This window comes from Caballeronia sp. 11_S32 (assembly GCF_056930355.1).
This window is the reverse complement of sequence record NZ_JBXOWH010000005.1, coordinates 332,234-349,931: the sequence shown is the minus strand read 5'-3', so window position 1 is coordinate 349,931 and position 17,698 is coordinate 332,234. Positions and strand designations below refer to the sequence as shown.

At 66.5% G+C, this 17,698-nt stretch carries 17 protein-coding genes; 14 read left to right on the top strand and 3 right to left on the bottom strand.

Features of this window, described 5'->3' with window-relative positions:
- Positions 1–31: 31 nt before the first annotated feature.
- Positions 32–1,024: a substrate-binding domain-containing protein gene (locus AC1Z32_RS36215; protein WP_483483676.1), complete on the bottom strand. Its 993-nt coding sequence runs from the start codon at positions 1,022–1,024 to the stop codon at positions 32–34.
- Positions 1,025–1,252: 228 nt separating this feature from the next.
- Between AC1Z32_RS36215 and AC1Z32_RS36210 the strand changes: the two genes are divergently transcribed.
- Positions 1,253–2,308 (top strand): LacI family DNA-binding transcriptional regulator, encoded by a 1,056-nt coding sequence (locus tag AC1Z32_RS36210; RefSeq protein ID WP_483483675.1) that lies wholly within the window; start codon positions 1,253–1,255, stop codon positions 2,306–2,308.
- Between the two features lie 3 nt (positions 2,309–2,311).
- Here AC1Z32_RS36210 and AC1Z32_RS36205 read toward each other — a convergent pair whose 3' ends face one another.
- Together AC1Z32_RS36205 and AC1Z32_RS36200 are read right to left on the bottom strand one after the other, a co-directional pair.
- A complete protein-coding gene (locus AC1Z32_RS36205) occupies positions 2,312–2,785 on the bottom strand; it encodes a VOC family protein (protein WP_483484138.1) in 474 nt (157 codons plus the stop codon).
- Positions 2,786–2,825: 40 nt separating this feature from the next.
- A complete protein-coding gene (locus AC1Z32_RS36200; protein WP_483483674.1) occupies positions 2,826–3,752 on the bottom strand; it encodes a LysR substrate-binding domain-containing protein in 927 nt (308 codons plus the stop codon).
- A 170-nt stretch (positions 3,753–3,922) separates the two neighbouring features.
- On the opposite strand from AC1Z32_RS36200, the gene AC1Z32_RS36195 reads away from it, so the two are divergent.
- The 13 genes from AC1Z32_RS36195 to AC1Z32_RS36135 all read left to right on the top strand — a co-directional run bounded on the left by AC1Z32_RS36195 (position 3,923) and on the right by AC1Z32_RS36135 (position 17,695).
- Complete coding sequence (locus AC1Z32_RS36195; RefSeq protein WP_483483673.1) at positions 3,923–4,978, top strand: ABC transporter substrate-binding protein; 1,056 nt, start codon at positions 3,923–3,925, stop codon at positions 4,976–4,978.
- 43 nt (positions 4,979–5,021) lie between these two features.
- Positions 5,022–6,101 carry an ABC transporter ATP-binding protein gene (locus AC1Z32_RS36190; RefSeq protein ID WP_483483672.1) on the top strand — a complete coding sequence of 360 codons (1,080 nt, stop codon included), beginning with the start codon at positions 5,022–5,024 and terminating at the stop codon, positions 6,099–6,101.
- Entirely contained in the window at positions 6,088–6,960 is an 873-nt protein-coding gene (locus AC1Z32_RS36185) for an ABC transporter permease (protein WP_483483671.1), read from the top strand. The genes AC1Z32_RS36190 and AC1Z32_RS36185 overlap by 14 nt, the downstream gene beginning before the upstream one ends.
- Positions 6,961–6,976: 16 nt before the next feature.
- Positions 6,977–7,774 (top strand): ABC transporter permease, encoded by a 798-nt coding sequence (locus tag AC1Z32_RS36180; protein WP_483483670.1) that lies wholly within the window; start codon positions 6,977–6,979, stop codon positions 7,772–7,774.
- Positions 7,771–8,907, top strand: coding sequence for an NAD(P)/FAD-dependent oxidoreductase (locus tag AC1Z32_RS36175; RefSeq protein ID WP_483483669.1), 1,137 nt, complete (start codon positions 7,771–7,773; stop codon positions 8,905–8,907). The genes AC1Z32_RS36180 and AC1Z32_RS36175 overlap by 4 nt, the downstream gene beginning before the upstream one ends.
- A 7-nt stretch (positions 8,908–8,914) precedes the next feature.
- A complete protein-coding gene (locus tag AC1Z32_RS36170; protein WP_483483668.1) occupies positions 8,915–9,277 on the top strand; it encodes a (2Fe-2S)-binding protein in 363 nt (120 codons plus the stop codon).
- Positions 9,267–10,673, top strand: coding sequence for an FAD-dependent oxidoreductase (locus AC1Z32_RS36165; RefSeq protein WP_483483667.1), 1,407 nt, complete (start codon positions 9,267–9,269; stop codon positions 10,671–10,673). Before AC1Z32_RS36170 ends, AC1Z32_RS36165 begins: the two co-directional genes overlap by 11 nt.
- A complete protein-coding gene (locus tag AC1Z32_RS36160; protein WP_483483666.1) occupies positions 10,666–11,838 on the top strand; it encodes an NAD(P)/FAD-dependent oxidoreductase in 1,173 nt (390 codons plus the stop codon). The genes AC1Z32_RS36165 and AC1Z32_RS36160 overlap by 8 nt, the downstream gene beginning before the upstream one ends.
- Before the next feature lie 85 nt (positions 11,839–11,923).
- Positions 11,924–12,277, top strand: coding sequence for a RidA family protein (locus AC1Z32_RS36155; RefSeq protein ID WP_483483665.1), 354 nt, complete (start codon positions 11,924–11,926; stop codon positions 12,275–12,277).
- 129 nt (positions 12,278–12,406) lie between these two features.
- Positions 12,407–13,696 carry a M20/M25/M40 family metallo-hydrolase gene (locus AC1Z32_RS36150; RefSeq protein ID WP_483483664.1) on the top strand — a complete coding sequence of 430 codons (1,290 nt, stop codon included), beginning with the start codon at positions 12,407–12,409 and terminating at the stop codon, positions 13,694–13,696.
- A gap of 62 nt (positions 13,697–13,758) precedes the next feature.
- Positions 13,759–15,072 (top strand): MFS transporter, encoded by a 1,314-nt coding sequence (locus AC1Z32_RS36145; protein ID WP_483483663.1) that lies wholly within the window; start codon positions 13,759–13,761, stop codon positions 15,070–15,072.
- Between the two features lie 70 nt (positions 15,073–15,142).
- A complete protein-coding gene (locus AC1Z32_RS36140; protein ID WP_483483662.1) occupies positions 15,143–16,045 on the top strand; it encodes a LysR substrate-binding domain-containing protein in 903 nt (300 codons plus the stop codon).
- Between the two features lie 27 nt (positions 16,046–16,072).
- Positions 16,073–17,695: a gamma-glutamyltransferase family protein gene (locus tag AC1Z32_RS36135; protein WP_483483661.1), complete on the top strand. Its 1,623-nt coding sequence runs from the start codon at positions 16,073–16,075 to the stop codon at positions 17,693–17,695.
- The last annotated feature ends 3 nt before the right edge of the window (positions 17,696–17,698 follow it).

The following is a 17,698-nucleotide window of genomic DNA, read 5'->3' as shown; positions in this document are numbered from 1 at the left end:
GCACACACCCGCGCGCAGAAAAGGATTGCGCTCAGAGACCCGACTTCGCGAGCTCGTCGACGGTCTTCTCGTTGAGATCGACCAGTTGATCGACGATCAGGTTGTGGCCATCCGGATGCACGACGCCGAGGCCCGGAATGTTCGTGCCGTCCTTGATCGGCTGGCCTTTCGCGACCATCGTGCCGAGCGTCACGAAGACTTCGCCCGCCTGCGCCGGATTCCACATGTAGCCGCCGGTCAGCACGCCGTCGTGAACGAGGCGCCGCCCTTGTCCCGGCGAGAACGGTCCGAGCACGATCACCTTGCCCTTCATCTGCTTCTCCTGAACCGCGCGCGCCGCGCCGATAGGCCCTTGGCTGCCGAACGCGAGAATCGCCCTCAGGTTCGGATGCGCGCGCATCAGATCGAGCGCGGTCTTGCGCGAAGCATCGACGTCTTCGGCCACGCCGTAACGGTCGCCGACGAGCGTCATGCCCGGATAGTTCGCCTTGATGTACGCGATGGCCGCATCGGCCCATGCGTTATGCAGCGGCACCGTGAGCGAGCCGACGAACACCGCATATTCGCCCTTGCCGCCGAGCGCTTCGCCGAGCCGCTTGGCATACGCCTCGCCGAAACCCTTCACCGACGCCAGCTCGAAATCCCAGTCCGCGTTCTTCTGCTTCGGCGACTCGTGCGTGATGACCTTGATGCCCGCCGCGCGGGCGCGTTGCAGCACGGGTTCGAGCACTTCGGCATCGTTGGGCACGACGCCGATCACATCGACCTTTTGCGCGATGAGATCCTCGATCGCGCGGACCTGCAGCGCGGGATCGGCGCTCGTCGGGCCGACCATGAACGCCTTCACGCCGAGTTCCCCGGCGCGCTTCTTGATGCCGGCGTCCATCGCGTTGAACCAGGGAATGCCGCCGATCTTCACGACGACGCCGATGACCGGCTTGTCGGGCGACGCCGCCGCCATGCCGATCGCCAACGCGAATGCGGCCACGCCTGCACACAACGAGCGAATCAGATTCTTGGACATGTCTCCTCCGGAGGACATCCGCGCACTTCGAGCAGACGCCCTGTTGAGTGATCGGAATTCCAGATGCGCCGGTGGTTTGCCTGAATTGTGCTGAATCCATTCAGCAAGCCGGGTTGAGGTATGCTGAATCTATTCAGCAACAGGGTCGACCCGGACAAACCCTAGTTCGGTTCCTGATTTCGGACCGGCTACCGTCTGGGAAAACGCATGCAGTGTGGAGCAAGTCCGATGGCCAGCAATACCCCCGCAAGGAAGTCGACGATCTACGACATCGCGAAGGCGACGGGCTCGTCGACGTCCACAGTCAGCATGGTGCTGAACGGCACCTGGGCGCGTTATCGCATCAAGGAGGAGACGGCCACGCGCATACTCGAGAGCGCCCGCAAGCTCGGCTACAACGTCAACATGAAGGCGCGCGGGCTGCGGCTGTCGAGATCGGGCCTCGCGGGCATGGTGCTGCCGCATTACCGCAACCGCTTCTTCGCCGGGCTTGCGCAGACTTTCGAGGATCAGGCGCGCAGCCGCGGACTGTGTCCGATCGTCGTCGGCACGCAGCGCGATCCGGCTGTCGAAGTGAGCGTCGTCGAGACGCTGCTTTCGCAACGGGTCGAGCTGCTGTTCATCGCGGGCGTGCGCAATCCGGCGCCGCTCAATGCGCTGTGCGCGGCGGCGGGCGTGCCTTCGATCAACGTCGATCTTCCCGGCGATGGCGCGCCGTCGGTCGTATCCGACAATCGCGGCGGCGCGCGCGCGATCACCGATGTACTGATCGACAAGCTGATCGCGCGCGGCGAATCGCCGGACGAACTCATCCTGCTCGGCGGCGTGGCGGGCGAATACGCGACCGAAATGCGCATCGCGGGCTTTCGCGATGCGTTCGAGGCACGGCGTATCGCGCCCGCGCCCGATGCCGTCGAATGCTGCGGCTACAACGCCGCGTCCGCGAGACGCGCGCTCGCGATCCGCCATGACAAGCTCGGGCGGCTTCCGTGCGGATTGCTGATGAACTCGATCACCGCGTTCGAAGGTCTCGTGCAGTTCACATCGACCTTGCCAGCGGATGCGTGGAAATCGGCGGTCGTCGGCTGCTTCGACTGGGACCCGTTCGCGGCGCACTTGCCCTTCGACGTGACAATGCTGCGTCAGGACGTGCAGTCGATCATTTCCGAAGCGTTCGCGCTGGCGGATAAGTACGATCCCGCCGACCGCTCCGTCGTGCTCGTGCCGACGGGCTTCGGCAAGATGTTCGAAGAGGCCGAGCAGACGAAGGAGTTCGACCGGTGAGCGTCACGCGCCCGCAGCCGCCCGCTCGATCGCGGCGATGTCGATCTTCTTCATCGTCATCATCGCGTCCATCGCGCGTCTTGCGGCATCGCGGTCGGAACCATTGAGAATATCGAGCAGGCGCTTGGGCGTGATCTGCCACGAGAAGCCCCAGCGGTCCTTGCACCAGCCGCACGGCCCTTCCTCGCCGCCATTGTCGAGGATCGCGTTCCAGTAACGGTCGGTCTCTTCCGCGCTGCCGGTGTGGACCATGAAGCTCACCGCTTCGTTCGGCTTGAAGTTGGGGCCGCCGTTCAGCCCGAGAAAGCGCTGCCCGAGCACGGTGAATTCAACTGTCAGCTCCGGCCCGTGCCCCACGCCAGGCTTCGCGGATACATGGCCCGCGCCGACGCGACTATCGGGAAACGTGGCGGCGTAGAACTCCGCCGCTTCACGCGCGTTTCCATCGAACCACAGGCAGTTGACGAGCTCGGCCATCGCACGCTCCTTCGAGACAGTGAACAGTGCGCCGACGATATCACGCACGCGCGCGTCCGCGCACGGGCGGCACGGCATCGGCCAGCAACTCGTCGTGCAGATCGCGCAGCACGTCGACGAACGCCTTGGCGAGACGCTCGCGCGGCCGGTGCGGCGGAAACAGCAGATACATCGGAAAGCGCGGCGCGGGCACGAACGGCCGAATCTCGATGCCCGGCCCGCGAAAATCCCGCGCGACTATCGGATGCGCGAGCGTCACGCCCATGCCGTGCCGCACCATCTCGCAGCACATCGCGGTGTATTGCGCTTCGATGGCGAGCACGCGTTTCACGCCCGCACGCTGGAACACTTCGTCCATCACCGCACGCGTGCCGTCGCCGTGGCAGAGCGAGATGAACGATTCGCCCTCCAGATCCTCCGGCCGGATGACGCGCTTCGCCGCGAGCCGATGTCCCGCCGGCAGCACGCATACCGCGGCGACGCTCGATAGCTGCTCCACTTCGCACTCCGACGCCTCGCTCACATACACGGCGACGCCCAAATCGCAGAACTGCGATGCAGTCCAGTGATTCACCGTGCTCGACGTGTTCACGTGCAGCGACACGGTGACTTCCGGAAACAACTCGACGAAGCGCTTGATCGCGTGCGGCACGAGCGTCATGCCCGCCGAGGGCATCGCCGCGATGCGCAGACGACCGCTGCCGAGATTGCGGATCTGCGCAGCCGCGTTCGCGAGGCCCTGCAAGCCGACGAATGCGCGCTCGACCTCGCGAAAGAACGCGGTGCCTTCGCTCGTCGGAATCAGGCGCACGCCGCTGCGCTGAAAAAGCTGTAGCCCCGTTTCGCGCTCCAGTTGCGAAATCAGTCGGCTCACGTTGGGCTGCGACGTAAAGAGCGCCTTGGCCGCCGCGGTCATCGACCCGGACACCATCACCGCGCGAAACGCCTCGATGTGCTTCAGGTTCATTGCCTGTTTCCCCCGTAGTTTCCCTATTCTCGTTGCGCCCGATCCATATCATCCATGCATAGATAGGTATTTTATTCGTATTGGACGATATGAATCGACAGCGCGACACTGCCTTCCATCGACGGGCCCGGAAGCCCGCGCCCCACGTAACGGAACTGGAGATCGTCGTCATGAGAAGCGCGCTGCATCGCCGTCTGTTTGCCCTGTCCCGCACCGCTGCCGCGGGCTTCATCATCACCGGCGCACTCGCCGCCCACGCCGAAACCACGCTCTATGTCGCCAACGTCGGCGGCTCGAACGAGCAGCTCTATCGGCAGAAGATCATTCCGCCGTTCGAGAAGGCGCACAACGTCAAGATCGTCTACGTCGCGGGCAATTCGAGCGACACGCTCGCCAAGCTCCAGGCGCAGAAGGGGCATCAGCAGATCAACGTCGCCGTGATGGACGACGGCCCCATGTACCAGGCGATGCAGATGAACCTGTGCGCGAAGCTCGACGACGCGCCGATCATGAAGGACGTCTACCCGCTCGCGAAGCTCGGGCCGACGTCGGTGGGCGTCGGCATGGTGGCGACGGGCATCGGCTACAACGAGGAAGCGTTCAAGAAGGCCGGCCTGCCGCCGCCCGACTCGTGGAAGGTGCTCACCGACAAGCGCATCAAGGGCAAGCTCGGCGTGCCGCCGATCACCAACACCTACGGCCTGCACACGCTCGTGATGCTCGCGCGTCTGTCCGGCGGCGGCGAGAAGAACATCGATCCGGGCTTCACGGAAATGACGAAGCAGGTGGCGCCGAACGTGCTCTCCTGGGCGCCGACGCCCGGCGAGATGGACGGCCAGATGCAGTCCGGCGACGTGATCCTCGCGCCCTACGGCAGCGGCCGCGCGGTGGCATTGCAGAACACCGGCTTTCCGCTCAAGTTCGTCTATCCGAAGGAAGGCGCGGTCGCGCTGCAGGTGGCGGCGTGCGCCATCGCGGAGAACGCGCAGCCCGCTTTGTCGCAGCAGTTCGTGCAATACCTGCTGACGCCGGAAGTGCAGACGCTTCAGGCGCAGAACATCGGACTCGGCCCGGTCAACAAGACGGTCAAGCTGACGCCCGAAGTCGCCGCGCGCGTGCCCTACGGCCCCGAGCAGATCTCGAAGCTCACCGCGATGGACTGGGCGACGATCAACCAGCATCGCACCGAGTGGACCGAGCGCTGGAACCGTTCGGTCGAGCGCTGAAGCGCACCCCGCGATCCGTTGACGTGACGAAGGAGCAAGGCGCATGGCCTTTCTGACACTGCAAGGCATTTCCAAACGCTACGGCGATTTCACGGCGATCGAGCAGCTCGATCTTTCGGTCGAGCGCGGCGAGCTGCTGGCGCTGCTCGGTCCGTCCGGCTGCGGCAAGACCACGACGCTGCAAATGGTCGCGGGCTTCGTTGCGCCGACGACCGGCCGCATCCTGCTCGATGGCCGCGACATCACGCACGAGCGCCCGGAAAAGCGTGGCATCGGCGTGGTGTTTCAGAGCTATGCGCTCTTTCCGCACATGACGGTGGCGGGCAACGTCGGCTTCGGGCTGGAGATGCGCAAGGTGAAGCGCAAGGAACGCGAAGAGCGCGTCGAAGAGGCGCTCGCGCTCGTGCGTCTCAAGGGCCTCGGGCACCGCTATCCGAAGGAGCTGTCGGGCGGGCAGCGGCAGCGCGTCGCGATCGCGCGCGCCATCGCGATGCAGCCCGAGCTGCTCCTGCTCGACGAGCCGATGTCCAACCTCGACGCCAAGCTGCGCGAGGAGATGCACATCGAATTGCGCGCGATCCAGAAGCGCCTCGGCATCACGACGATCCTCGTCACGCACGATCAGGTCGAAGCAATGACGATGAGCGATCGCATCGCGGTGATGCATCGCGGTGCGATCGCGCAGCTCTCCACGCCCTACGACGCCTACGAGCGCCCCGCGACGCCGTTCGCCTCGACGTTCCTCGGCCGCACCAACGCGTTTTCAGGCGAAGTGCTGCAGCGCAATCCGCGCTGCGCGATCGTCGATGTCGCGGGCACGCAGATGCATGTGCCGCACGAAGGCCGTCATGTCGATGGCGCAGTGAACGTCTATATCCGCCCGGAGAAGGTGCATCTCGCCAATGGCGATGCGCGCGTGCGCGGCCGCATCGCGACGCGCGTGTTCGTCGGCAATCAATGGCTGCTCGAAGTGGAAACGGGACTCGGCAAGCTGCGCGTCGCACAGCCGAATCACGGCGCGCCGCCGCCCGAGGAAGGCAACGAAGTCGGCCTGGACTGGACCGACGACGACCTGCGCGTGCTGACGCAAGACCTCCGGGAGAACCTCAATGGCCACGCTTGACGACGCCCGTCCCGGCGCCGCGCCGTGGCTGCTGTCGGGGCCGGCGCTGCTGCTGTTCATCGGCCTCTTGCTGGTGCCGCTGCTGCTCACGCTGCTGCTGTCGTTCCGCGTGTTCAGCGACACGGCCGGCGTCACGCCCGCCTTGACGCTCGCGAATTACTGGGAAGTGGTGAGCGACCCGTACTACGGCACGATCTTCCTGCGCACCGCAGGCCTCGCCTTCGCCGTCACGCTGCTCTCGATCGTGCTCGGCGTGCCGGAGACCATCGTGCTCGCGCGCATGAAGCGGCCGTGGCAATCGCTGTGTCTTCTCATCGTGCTCGGCCCGCTGCTGATCTCGGTGGTCGTGCGCACGCTCGGCTGGCAGATCCTGCTCGGCAACAACGGCGTGCTCAACAACGCGCTGCAGGCGCTGCACATCACCGACGAGCCGATCCGCCTCGTCTTCACGATGACAGGCGTGATCATCGCGCTGACGCACGTTCTCGTGCCCTTCATGGTGATGTCCGTCTGGGCGACGATGCAGAAGCTCGACCCGCAAGTGGAATGGGCCGGACGCTCGCTCGGCGGTTCGCCGTTCGCCGTGTTCCGCCGCGTGGTGCTGCCGCAGATCATGCCGGGCGTGCTGTCGGGATCGATCATCGTGTTCGCGCTCTCCGCTTCCGCTTTCGCGACGCCCGCGCTGATCGGCGGACGCCGCCTGAAAGTAGTCGCCACCGCTGCCTACGACGAATTCCTCGGCACGCTCAACTGGCCGCTCGGCGCGAGCATCGCGGTGCTGCTGCTGATCGCGAACGTCGCGATCGTGATGGGTTGCAGCCGCCTCGCCGAACGCCGCTTCCGGCATATCTTCGACTGAGCCAAGGACCCACATCATGAAAGAGAACGGCTGGCTCGCGCTCACGTATAACGCGCTGTTTCTGACCTTTATCGTCGCGCCGCTCGCGGTCGTGATCCTCGTCGCGTTCACCGACAAGGGCTTCATCTCGATGCCCTTCGATGGCGCGTCGCTGCGCTGGTTCCACGCGATCATCGAGAACGGCGACATCGTCTCGGCGTTCTGGCTGTCGATCCGGCTCGCGTTCGCGGCGGCGACCATCGGCGTGCTGCTCGCGGTGCCCGCCGCGCTCGCCATCGCGCGCTATCGCTTTCCGGGCCGCGCCGCGCTCACGAGCTTCTTCCTCTCGCCGATGATGATTCCGGCCGTCGTGCTCGGCATCGCGTTCCTGCGCTTCCTGTCGCTGCTGCATCTGTCGGGATCGTTCTGGTCGCTGGTCGCCGCGCACGTGATCATCGTGCTGCCGTATGCGCTGCGGCTCGCGTTGTCTTCGGCGGTCGGGCTCGATCGCGACGCCGAGCGCGCCGCGCTGTCCTGTGGCGCGAGCCGCTTCACCGCGTTTCGCCGCGTCGTGCTGCCGATGATCCGCACGGGCGTCGCGGGCGGCTGGGTGCTCTCGTTCATCCAGAGCTTCGACGAACTGACGATGACCATCTTCGTCGCGACGCCCGGCACCACCACGCTGCCCGTCGCCATGTACAACCAGATCGCGCAGACGATCGATCCGCTGGTCGCTTCGGTATCGGCGGTGCTGATCGTCGGCACGGTTCTGCTGATGATCCTGCTCGACCGCATGGTCGGACTGGACCGCATTCTGATCGGAGAAGCCCGATGACATTTCCAAGCTCCGCCAGTCCCGATGTGCTCGTTCTGGGCGGCGGCCTCGTCGGTTCGGCCGTGGCCTACGGGCTCGCCCGCGAAGGCGCGCGCGTGACCGTGCTCGACGAGGACGACGGCGGCTTTCGCGCCTCGCGCGGCAACTTCGGCCTCGTGTGGATACAGGGCAAAGGCTACGGACTGTCGCCTTACGCGACCTGGTCGCGCAGTTCCGCGACGCGCTGGCCCGGTTTCGCCGATGCCCTGCTGGGCGAAACCGGCATCGACGTGGCCTTGCGTCAGCCGGGCGGCTTCCAGTTCTGCTTCAGCGACGACGAGCTCGCCGAGCGCAAGAAGCGCCTCTCGACGCTGCAAGCCGAGCTTGGCGACTACCCGTTCCAGATGCTCGACGCCGCCGAAGTCCGCGAACGCATTCCGCAAGTCGGGCCGGCGGTGATCGGCGCGAGCTATACGCCGATGGACGGCCACGTCAATCCGCTCAAGCTCCTGCGCGGCCTGCACATGGCGATGCAGGCGCGCGGCGTGCGGCTCGTGTCCGCCGAGCGCGCGGAGCGCATCGTGCCGGAAGCGAACGGCTTCACGGTTCATGGCAAGCACGGGACGTATCGCGCGGGGCGTGTCGTGCTCGCCGCGGGGCTCGGCAATCGCGCGCTCGCGCCGTTCGTCGGACTGAATGCGCCGGTCGCGCCGAATCGCGGGCAAGTGCTGGTGAGCGAGCGCGTCGCGCCGTTTCTCCACTATCCGACGCTCAACGTGCGCCAGACCGACGAAGGCACCGTGCAGTTCGGCGATTCCATGGAAGAAGTCGGCTTCAACGATTTCACGACGATGCACGTGCTCGCCGACATCGCCCGTCGCGGCGTGCGCGCCTTTCCCATGCTGCAACACGTGCGGCTCGTGCGCATGTGGGCCGCGCTGCGCGTCTACAGCCCCGACGGCTTTCCGATCTACGACCAGTCCGAGGCGCATCCGGGCGCGTTCGTCGTCACCTGCCACAGCGGCGTGACGCTCGCCGCCGCGCACGCGCTGCGCGTCGCGCCGTGGATCCTGGGCGCGCCGATGCCGGGCGAGTTGCCCAACTTCTCCGCGCGCCGCTTCGAGAACGCACGAGAACTGACACCCGCACATTGAGTTCGACATGACAGTCCAATCGAATCACACGCTTTTCAAGCCGTTGCCCGACGCCGATGGCGGCAACATCGAAATCTGGTTCAACGACCAGGCGCTCACCGTGCCCGCCGGACGTTCGGTGGCCGCGGCGCTGCTCGCGGCGGGCGTTTCGCGCTTTCGTGCGACGCCCGTCTCCGGCGCCCCGCGCGCGCCCTATTGCATGATGGGCGCGTGCTTCGAATGCCTCGTCGAGATCGACGGCGTGCCGAGCCGCCAGAGCTGCATGGTCGAAGTGAAAGCCGGCATGCGCGTGCGCTCGCAGGAAGGCGCGCGCGATCTGCCGCCGACGAATTCCATCGATGCTCCTTTGGAGAACGCGCATGGCCGCTGATTTCGCACCCGAATCCGTCGACGTAGTCGTGGTCGGCGCCGGCCCCGCCGGCATGAGCGCGGCGACGCGCGCCGCACGCGCAGGCCTCAAGACCGTGCTGATCGACGAGCAGGACGCCGTCGGCGGACAGATTTATCGCGCGATCGGCAAGGCGGACGCGCGCCGCAAGGAGATTCTCGGCCCGGACTACGCGGCGGGCTCCGCGATCGCATCGGCGTTCGCCGCGTCGGGCGCGCGTCACGTGACGAATGCGAGCGTATGGCAGGTCACGCGCGAGCGCGGCATCAACTATCTGAAGGACGGCAAGATCGGCGCATTCGATGCGCAGCGCGTGATTCTCGCGAGCGGCGCGCTGGAGCGCCCTTTCCCGATTCCCGGCTGGACGCTGCCCGGCGTGCTGACGGCGGGCGCCGCGCAGATCCTCCTGAAGAGCGCGGGCGAAGTGCCCGCCGCGCCGCCGGTTCTCGCGGGCTGCGGGCCGCTGCTCTATCTGCTCGGCTGGCAGTACGTGCGCGCGGGCGTGCCGATCCGCGCGCTCGTCGACACGACGCGTCATGAAGACCGCTGGCGCGCGAAGCGTCATCTGGTGTCGGCGCTGCGCGCGTGGCCGTTTCTCTCGAAGGGCCTGCAACTGATCCGCACCTTGCGCGAAGCAGGCGTGCCGATTTTCGAAGCCGCCGACGATCTGCGCGTGGAGTCGCGCATCGGCACGGATCATGTCGAACGTGCGGCGGCGCTCCGGTTCACGACGCAGGGCGTCGCGCATCGCATCGAAGCGGACGTGATCCTGCTGCATCAGGGCGTCGTGCCGAATACGCAGTTCACGCATGCGCTGCGCGCGTCGCATCGCTGGGACGATGCGCAACTCTGCTTCACGCCGAAAACCGACGCTTGGGGCGAACTCGACGTGCCCGGCATTTTCGTCGCGGGCGATGGCGCGGGCATCGGCGGCGCGCAGGCGGCGGCCTTGCAGGGCACGCTCGCGGGGCTGGCCGCGGCCGCGCAGCTCGGCGCGATCGACACCGCCACACGCGATGCCGAAGCCGCTCCGCTGCGCCGCGCGCTCGCGGATGTCATGCGCATCCGGCCGTTTCTCGACAGCCTGTATCGCCCCCGCGACGTCAACCGCATTCCGCGCGACGGCACCATCGTGTGCCGCTGCGAGGAAGTCACGGCGGGCGAGTTGCGCACGTTCGTCGAACTGGGCTGCGTCGGGCCGAATCAGGCGAAATCGTTCGGGCGCTGCGGCATGGGGCCGTGTCAGGGACGCATGTGCGGGCTCACCGTGACGGAAGTCATCGCCGATGCGCGGCAGGTTTCGCCCGCCGAAGTCGGCTACTACCGCATTCGTCCGCCGATCAAGCCGCTCACGCTCGGAGAACTCGCCGGTGAATGACGCAAGCGACATTCAGGAAACGGACGTTCTCGTCGTCGGCGGCGGATTGCACGGCACGAGCAGCGCGTTCCACACGGCGCGGCGCGGCGCGAAGGTGATCGTGCTCGAAGCGGATTACGTCGCGCGCCATTCGTCGGGCGTGAATGCGGGCGGCGTGCGCACGCTCGGGCGTCCTGTGCCCGAGATTCCGCTCGCGCTGATGTCGCGCGAAATCTGGCACGGCATGACCGATCTCATCGGCGAGGACGGCGGCTTCGTGCCTTCGGGCCAGTTGAAGATCGCCGAAACCGAAGACGAGCTCGAAGCCTGCCGCGAGCGCGTCGCGCTGCTCGAATCGCACGGCTTCACGCACGAGAAGGTGATCGACCGCAATACGGTGCTCGAACTGGAACCGGCGCTCGCGCGTCACGTGACGGGCGGGATCTGGGTCGAGCGCGACGGCTATGCGCTGCCGTTCAAAACCACGACCGCGTTCAGGCTCGCCGCGCAAAAGCTCGGCGCGCGCTTTCTGGAAGGCACGCCGGTGCGCCGCATCGAGCAGCGCGGCACGCGCTGGTTCGCCTACACGCCGCGCGGCACGTTCAGCGCGGAGAAACTGCTCGTGACGGCGGGCGCGTGGTCCGGCGGGCTTGCGAAGCAGGTGGGCGAGCCCGTGCCGGTTCATCCCGAAGGCCTGATGCTGATGGTCACCCATCGCGTCGCGCCCTTCTGCCGCGCGACGCTCGGCGCGACCGGCCGGCCGCTTTCGTTCAAGCAGTTCGACAACGGCACCGTGGTGATCGGCGGCAAGCTGATCGGCATTGCTGATCTCGCGAATCGTCATGGCGAAGTGGATTTCATCCGTCTCGTGAAGAGCGCGCGCACCGTCACCGATCTCTTTCCGCATTTGCGCCATCTCGGCGTGAATCGCGCGTGGGCGGGCGTCGAAGCGTTCACGGAAGATGAGCTGCCGGTGATATCCGCGAGCCGCAAGGCGTCGAATCTGTACTACTCGTTCGGCTATTGCGGCAGCGGTTTTCAGCTCGGGCCGGGCTGCGGCAAGCTCGTATCCGAACTGATGCTCGACGGCGCGCCGTCGATTTCGCTCGATGCGTTCGCCATCGACCGATTCGGGCGCGATGCGGTTTCGACTCACGCGGGCGCGTCGCAACTGATCGCTCACTGAATCACGTTTTTTTCTGGCCGCGCGCGGGCGCATGCAGCACGCGCGCCGGCTTCGTTCGCCTTCAACTTTCAACGGAGAGATTTTCATGAGCGATATCGTTCGCATCGACACCAATCAGCGCATGAGCCGCGTCGTCAAGGCGGCGGGGCTCGTGTTCATCGGCGGACAGACGTCGGCCGATCACACGCCCGATGTGAAGCTTCAGACCGCGAAAGTACTGGAGAAGATCGACGGCTTTCTGGAGAAGGCCGGCATCGACAGGACGCGCCTCGTGTCGGCGCAAGTGTGGCTTGCGGATATCGCCCGCGACTTCGCGGGGATGAACGAAGTATGGGACGCGTGGGTGCCGCAAGGCTGCGCGCCCACGCGCGCGACGGTGCAGGCGCAGCTCGCCGCGCCGGAATTGCTGGTGGAGATCGCGGTCGTGGCGCTCGCCTGAGGCAATTAAGTTCCGCTTATACCCTCGCGTTTTTGTTTGATTGGACGCTGAAAATTCGGCCACCGACGATGGATTCATGCCCGGCGCGTAACACGCGCGCCGGAAATGCACGATTCCCGGAGGTCATCCATGCAAGCCGACGTTCTCGTCCAGAACAGCACCGAAGTTTCCGGCCAGCGGCGCGCGCTCGCGCACGCCGTCGCCAAGAGCAGCCATGAAGTCGTCGATCTGGCGCGCGCGCTCGTCGCGGTGCCGAGCCCGTATCCGCCCGGCGACACGCACGCCGTCGCGCAGCGCATCGAGTCGATGCTCGAAGGCAGCGGCGTCGAGATCACGCGCCACGGCACGCTGCCCCATGTGATGAACCTCGTCGCGCGCGTGCGCGGCGCACGGCCCGGCCGGCGGCTCGTGTTCAACGGCCATCTCGATACCTTCCCGCTCGTCGACGAAAGCCGCTGGAGCGCCGACCCGAACGGCGAAGCGCGCGACGGCAAGCTCTACGGCCTCGGCGTTTCCGACATGAAAGGCGGCCTCGCGGCGATTGTGTTCGCGCTGCGCCATCTCGCCGCCATGCGCGACCAGTTACCTGGCGAAGTCGTCGCGACCTTCGTCGGCGACGAGGAAAGCATGGGCACCGAAGGCGCGGGCTACCTGCTCAAGCACGTGCCCGAAGCGTCCGGCGACGCGATGATCAGCGCCGACACCGGCTCGCCCGCCGTCCTGCGCTTCGGCGAAAAAGGCATGATCTGGCTGCGTCTCGAAGCCGTGGGCAAATCGGCGCATGCCGCGCACGTCCACAAGGGCATCAGCGCGATCGAGCGGCTGCTCGACGCCATCTCCGAGCTCAAATCCCTGCGCGAACATCCCGTGGATGCCCCCGCCGACGTGCTCGCCGCGATCGAGCGTTCGAGCGCCGCGTCCGAAGCGCTGTCCGGCGCGGGCGAAAGCGACGTGCTGCGCCAGGTGACGGTCACCTTCGGCACGGTCCAGGGCGGCCGCCTCTCGAATCTCATCGCGGATCACGCGTCGGCGACCGCCGATATCCGCCTGCCGGTCGGCGTGAGCGTCGCGCAGATCGAAGCGCGCATCGACGAGATCGTCGCGCGTCATGAAGGCGTGAGCGCGCACATCACGCGCCGCTACGAGCCGAACTGGACCGCGCCCGGTCACGAAATCGTCCAGCGCATCCGCGAGAACTGCGCGGCGCGCCTCGGCATCGCGCCGGCCGTCAACATGCGCGTCGGCGCATCGGATGCGCGCCATTACCGCATGCACGGCGTGCCCACCGTCGTCTGCGGACTCACCGCGCACAACATGGGCTCGTTCGACGAGCACGTCCATATCGACGAATTGCGCGCGCTCGGCGAGATCTACGCCCTCACCGCGTTCGATTACCTGCACGCGACGCCCGAAGCCTGAACGGCCTTCCGGCTCTCGTCCCGCGCAAGCTTCCACACGTCGTCACGACCTAGGGAAACGCCATGTCACACGATCTCGCTTTCAGCCGCGCGCAACGCGGCAAATTCCGGCGCATTCTGGCATCCGCGCTCGTCGGCAACATGCTCGAGTTCTACGATCTGTTCATCTACGGGTTCCTTGCCGCGATCATCGCCAAGGCCTTTTTTCCGACGGGCGACGCCTACACGTCGATGCTCGCCACCGCCGCGACCTTCGGCATCAGCTACTTCATCCGGCCGCTCGGCGCGGTCGTGATCGGCGGGTACAGCGACAAGCGCGGACGTAAGGCCGCGATGATGCTCACCATCTGGCTCATGGCGCTCGGTACGTTCGTCATCGCGTGCGCGCCGACCTACGCGATGCTCGGCGCGGGCGGCACGCTGATCCTCGTGTTCGGCAAGTTCCTGCAGGGCTTCTCGGCGGGCGGCGAGTTCGGCTCGACGGTGTCGTTCGTCACCGAGCATGCGCCCAAGGGCATGAAAGGCTATTTCGCGAGCTATCAGGTGGTCGGCATCGGGCTGGCGACGGGACTCGCGAGCATCGTCGGCCTCGTGACGACGCGCGTGATGACGCCCGACACGCTGCTGTCGTGGGGATGGCGCGTGCCGTTTCTCATCGGCCTCGCGATCGTGCCGTTCGGCTACTGGATTCGCCGCCGAGTCGATGAAACGCCCGAGTTCGAAGCGAGCCGCCACGAGCACAATCCGCTGCGCGAGGCGCTCTCGACCGCGAAGGCGCGCATCGCCGCCGCGATCGGCCTGTATTCGCTCGCGGCATCCACGAACTATCTGCTCGGCGTGTTCATCCCGCTCTACGCGCAGAAGGTGCTCGGCCTTTCCGCCGCCGATTCGATGCTCGGCGCGATCGGCTACTCCGTCGCGCAGATTTTCCTGCCGCCCGTATTCGGGGCGCTGTCCGATCGCGTCGGCCGGCTCGCGCTGATCACGGCGGGCACGCTGCTGACCGTCGCGCTCACGATGCCCGCGTTCCATCTGATGGTCGCGCAGCCGACGGTCGGCGTGTACGTGCTCTGCATCACCGGCCTCACCGCCTGCGTGATGGTGTTCCAGGGCGCGATGCCCGCCTTCGTCGCCGAGCTCTTTCCGCACGGCACGCGCACGACCTGCATCGCGATCGTGCATAACCTGACCTTCGCGGTCTTCGGCGGTTTGTCGCTGATGATCTGCACGTGGATCGCCAACGAAACCGGCAGCAAGTTCGTGCCCGCGTGGTACGTGATGGTCACCGCCGTCATCGCGCTTACCTGTATCCTCTGGTTCAGGCTGCGCTCCCAGAGCGCGCGCATCGAGGACAACAACGCGCTCAACAACGCGTGACGGCAAAGCCGGTCTTGCAGCGCGGGCCGGTTCGCCTGGCTGGCCCGACCCAGACCGGACACGACATTCGATGAGACTCAGGCACATAGAAGTCGTCAACGCGATCCGCGTGACGGGCACGCTGAAGGCCGCCGCCGCGCTGCTGTCGCTCACGCAGCCGGCGGTCACGCAGATCCTGCAAAGCGCGGAACGTCAGCTCGGCTATCCGCTCTTCGAGCGCACGCGCGGCAAGCTCGTTCCGACGCGCGAAGCGCAGCGTCTCTTCCCCGAGATGCTGAAGCTCGACGAGCAGTTGCACGCGGTTCAACGTCTCGCGGACAACCTGCGCGGCGGCACCGACGAGTCGTCGATCCGCGTGCTCGCCGCGCCCGCGCTCGCGCAAACGGTCGTCGCGGATGCGGCGCTCGCGTTCGGCGAGATGCATCCGAACGTGAAGCTCTCCGTGCGCTCCGATTACTCCGCGACCGCGGTGGCAAATATCGCGCTGATGGACGCGGATGTCGGCGTGCTGTATCACAGCATCGCGCATCCGGCGATTCGCGAGACGGAACTCGCGTCGAGCCGGCTCGTCTGCGTGGGTCATCCGGACGTGCTCGACGATACGGAAACCATCGGGCTCGCCGCGTTCGATGGCCGCGAGATCATCGGCCCCGATCCGGACGATCCGCTCGGGCGTCTGCTCAACAAGCGCTTCGAGGAACACGCGATCGACGTGCGCGCGACGATCACCGCGCAGTCGTATCACTCGCTCATCGCGCTGGCGGCGCGCTCGCGGCTCGTCACGATCGTCGACGAACTCGCGGCGCTCTCCGCGCGCGAGCTCGGCCTGAACGTCGTGCCGCTCGCGCCGGAAATCGCGATTCCCGTGGTCGCGAGTCTTGCGATCAGCGGCGAGCGTTCGGCGCTCGTCGAGCAGTTCGTCCAGCTTTGCAGAAAGATCATGCGTACGCCCCTGAAGCCGCGCGGCGCCTGACCGTTCATCTTTTTCGACATTCGATCCATGACCATCCGACACTTCAATCCCTCGCGAGGCACACGCGGCATGGCGGTCGCGCCGCACTCGCTCGCGTCGCAAAGCGCGCTCGCCGTGTTGCGCGAAGGCGGCAATGCAGTCGAAGCGATGATCGCGGCCGCCGCGACGATCGCGGTCGTCTATCCGCACATGAACGGCATCGGCGGCGACGGCTTCTGGCTGATCTCACGGCCGGGCGAAGCGCCCGTCGGCATAGAGGCGTGCGGCGCGGCGGCATCGGCGGCGACGATCGCGCGGTATCGCGAGCTTGCGCTCGACCGCATTCCGCATCGCGGGCCGCTCGCGGCGAACACGGTCGCGGGCACCGTGTCCGGCTGGCACGCCGCGTTCGAGTGGTCGCAAAAAACGCTGAACGGCCGCCTGCCGCTCGCGCGCCTGCTCGACGATGCGATCGCCTACGCGACGAACGGCGTGCCCGTCACCGACAGCCAGGCGCGGTGCATCGCCGCCAAACGCGACGAACTCGAAGGCGTGCCGGGTTTCGCGGACACGTTCATGCCATCGGCGCCGGCGCCGGCATTGACACTGCGGGCGGGCGATCGCTTCACGCAGCCGCGCATGGCCGCGACGCTCGCGCATCTCGTGCATAACGGTCTCGACGATTTCTATCGCGGCGATCTCGCGCGCAACATCGCGCAGGAATTGAGCGCGCTCGGCAGCCCGCTCGCGCTCGCCGATCTGGAGCGCCATCGCGCGCGGATCGTGGCGCCGCTTGCCGTCGCGCATTCGCTCGGGACGGTGTACAACATGCCGCCGCCGACGCAAGGACTCGTGTCGCTGATCATCGTCGGCCTGCTGGACCGCGTGCTGCGCGACGACATGGACCCGCTCGGACCCGAGTATGTGCATGCGTGCGTCGAAGCCACAAAGCTGGCCTTCGCTATCCGCGATGCGCACATCACGGATCCCGATCACATGGACGTGGATCCGCAATCTCTGCTCGCGCCGGATCGGCTCGATGCATTGGCCGCGCAAATCTCGATGGACCGTGCCGCGCCCTGGGGCAACGGCCTCGGCCCCGCGGATACCGTGTGGCTCGGCGTCATCGACGGCGATGGCGTGGCCGTCAGCTTCATCCAGAGCATCTATCACGAGTTCGGCAGCGGCATCGTGCTGCCCTCTTCCAGCGTGAACTGGCAGAACCGCGGATGCAGTTTTTCGCTCGATCCAAGCTCGCGCAATCCGCTCATGCCGGGACGCCGGCCCTTTCACACGCTCAATCCCGCGCTCGCGCGTTTCGACGATGGTCGCGTGATGGTCTACGGCAACATGGGCGGCGACGGCCAGCCGCAATCGCAGAGCGCGGTGTTCACGCGCATCGCGCGATACGGCTGGAATCCGCAGACGGCCATCGATGCGCCGCGCTGGCTCCTTGGACGCACGTGGGGACAGGCGAGCGACTCGCTCAAGCTCGAAGCGCGCTTCGGCGATGGCACCATCGCGGCGCTTCGGCGCCTCGGCCATGAAGTCGATGTCCTGCAGGCCTACGATGAAACGATGGGCCACGCAGGCGCGATCATTCGTCATCCGAATGGGTTATTTGAAGGCGGTGACGATCCGCGCAGCGACGGTGTGGCGGCTGGGTGGTAAGCG

Excerpts from the sequence above, each read along its gene's own strand:
- AC1Z32_RS36215 (WP_483483676.1), bottom strand. The coding sequence starts at position 1,024 with ATGTCCAAGAATCTGATTCGCTCGTTGTGTGCAGGCGTGGCCGCATTC.
- AC1Z32_RS36210 (WP_483483675.1), top strand. The coding sequence starts at position 1,253 with ATGGCCAGCAATACCCCCGCAAGGAAGTCGACGATCTACGACATCGCG.
- AC1Z32_RS36205 (WP_483484138.1), bottom strand. The coding sequence starts at position 2,785 with ATGGCCGAGCTCGTCAACTGCCTGTGGTTCGATGGAAACGCGCGTGAA.
- AC1Z32_RS36200 (WP_483483674.1), bottom strand. The coding sequence starts at position 3,752 with ATGAACCTGAAGCACATCGAGGCGTTTCGCGCGGTGATGGTGTCCGGG.
- AC1Z32_RS36195 (WP_483483673.1), top strand. The coding sequence starts at position 3,923 with ATGAGAAGCGCGCTGCATCGCCGTCTGTTTGCCCTGTCCCGCACCGCT.
- AC1Z32_RS36190 (WP_483483672.1), top strand. The coding sequence starts at position 5,022 with ATGGCCTTTCTGACACTGCAAGGCATTTCCAAACGCTACGGCGATTTC.
- AC1Z32_RS36185 (WP_483483671.1), top strand. The coding sequence starts at position 6,088 with ATGGCCACGCTTGACGACGCCCGTCCCGGCGCCGCGCCGTGGCTGCTG.
- AC1Z32_RS36180 (WP_483483670.1), top strand. The coding sequence starts at position 6,977 with ATGAAAGAGAACGGCTGGCTCGCGCTCACGTATAACGCGCTGTTTCTG.
- AC1Z32_RS36175 (WP_483483669.1), top strand. The coding sequence starts at position 7,771 with ATGACATTTCCAAGCTCCGCCAGTCCCGATGTGCTCGTTCTGGGCGGC.
- AC1Z32_RS36170 (WP_483483668.1), top strand. The coding sequence starts at position 8,915 with ATGACAGTCCAATCGAATCACACGCTTTTCAAGCCGTTGCCCGACGCC.
- AC1Z32_RS36165 (WP_483483667.1), top strand. The coding sequence starts at position 9,267 with ATGGCCGCTGATTTCGCACCCGAATCCGTCGACGTAGTCGTGGTCGGC.
- AC1Z32_RS36155 (WP_483483665.1), top strand. The coding sequence starts at position 11,924 with ATGAGCGATATCGTTCGCATCGACACCAATCAGCGCATGAGCCGCGTC.
- AC1Z32_RS36150 (WP_483483664.1), top strand. The coding sequence starts at position 12,407 with ATGCAAGCCGACGTTCTCGTCCAGAACAGCACCGAAGTTTCCGGCCAG.
- AC1Z32_RS36145 (WP_483483663.1), top strand. The coding sequence starts at position 13,759 with ATGTCACACGATCTCGCTTTCAGCCGCGCGCAACGCGGCAAATTCCGG.
- AC1Z32_RS36140 (WP_483483662.1), top strand. The coding sequence starts at position 15,143 with ATGAGACTCAGGCACATAGAAGTCGTCAACGCGATCCGCGTGACGGGC.
- AC1Z32_RS36135 (WP_483483661.1), top strand. The coding sequence starts at position 16,073 with ATGACCATCCGACACTTCAATCCCTCGCGAGGCACACGCGGCATGGCG.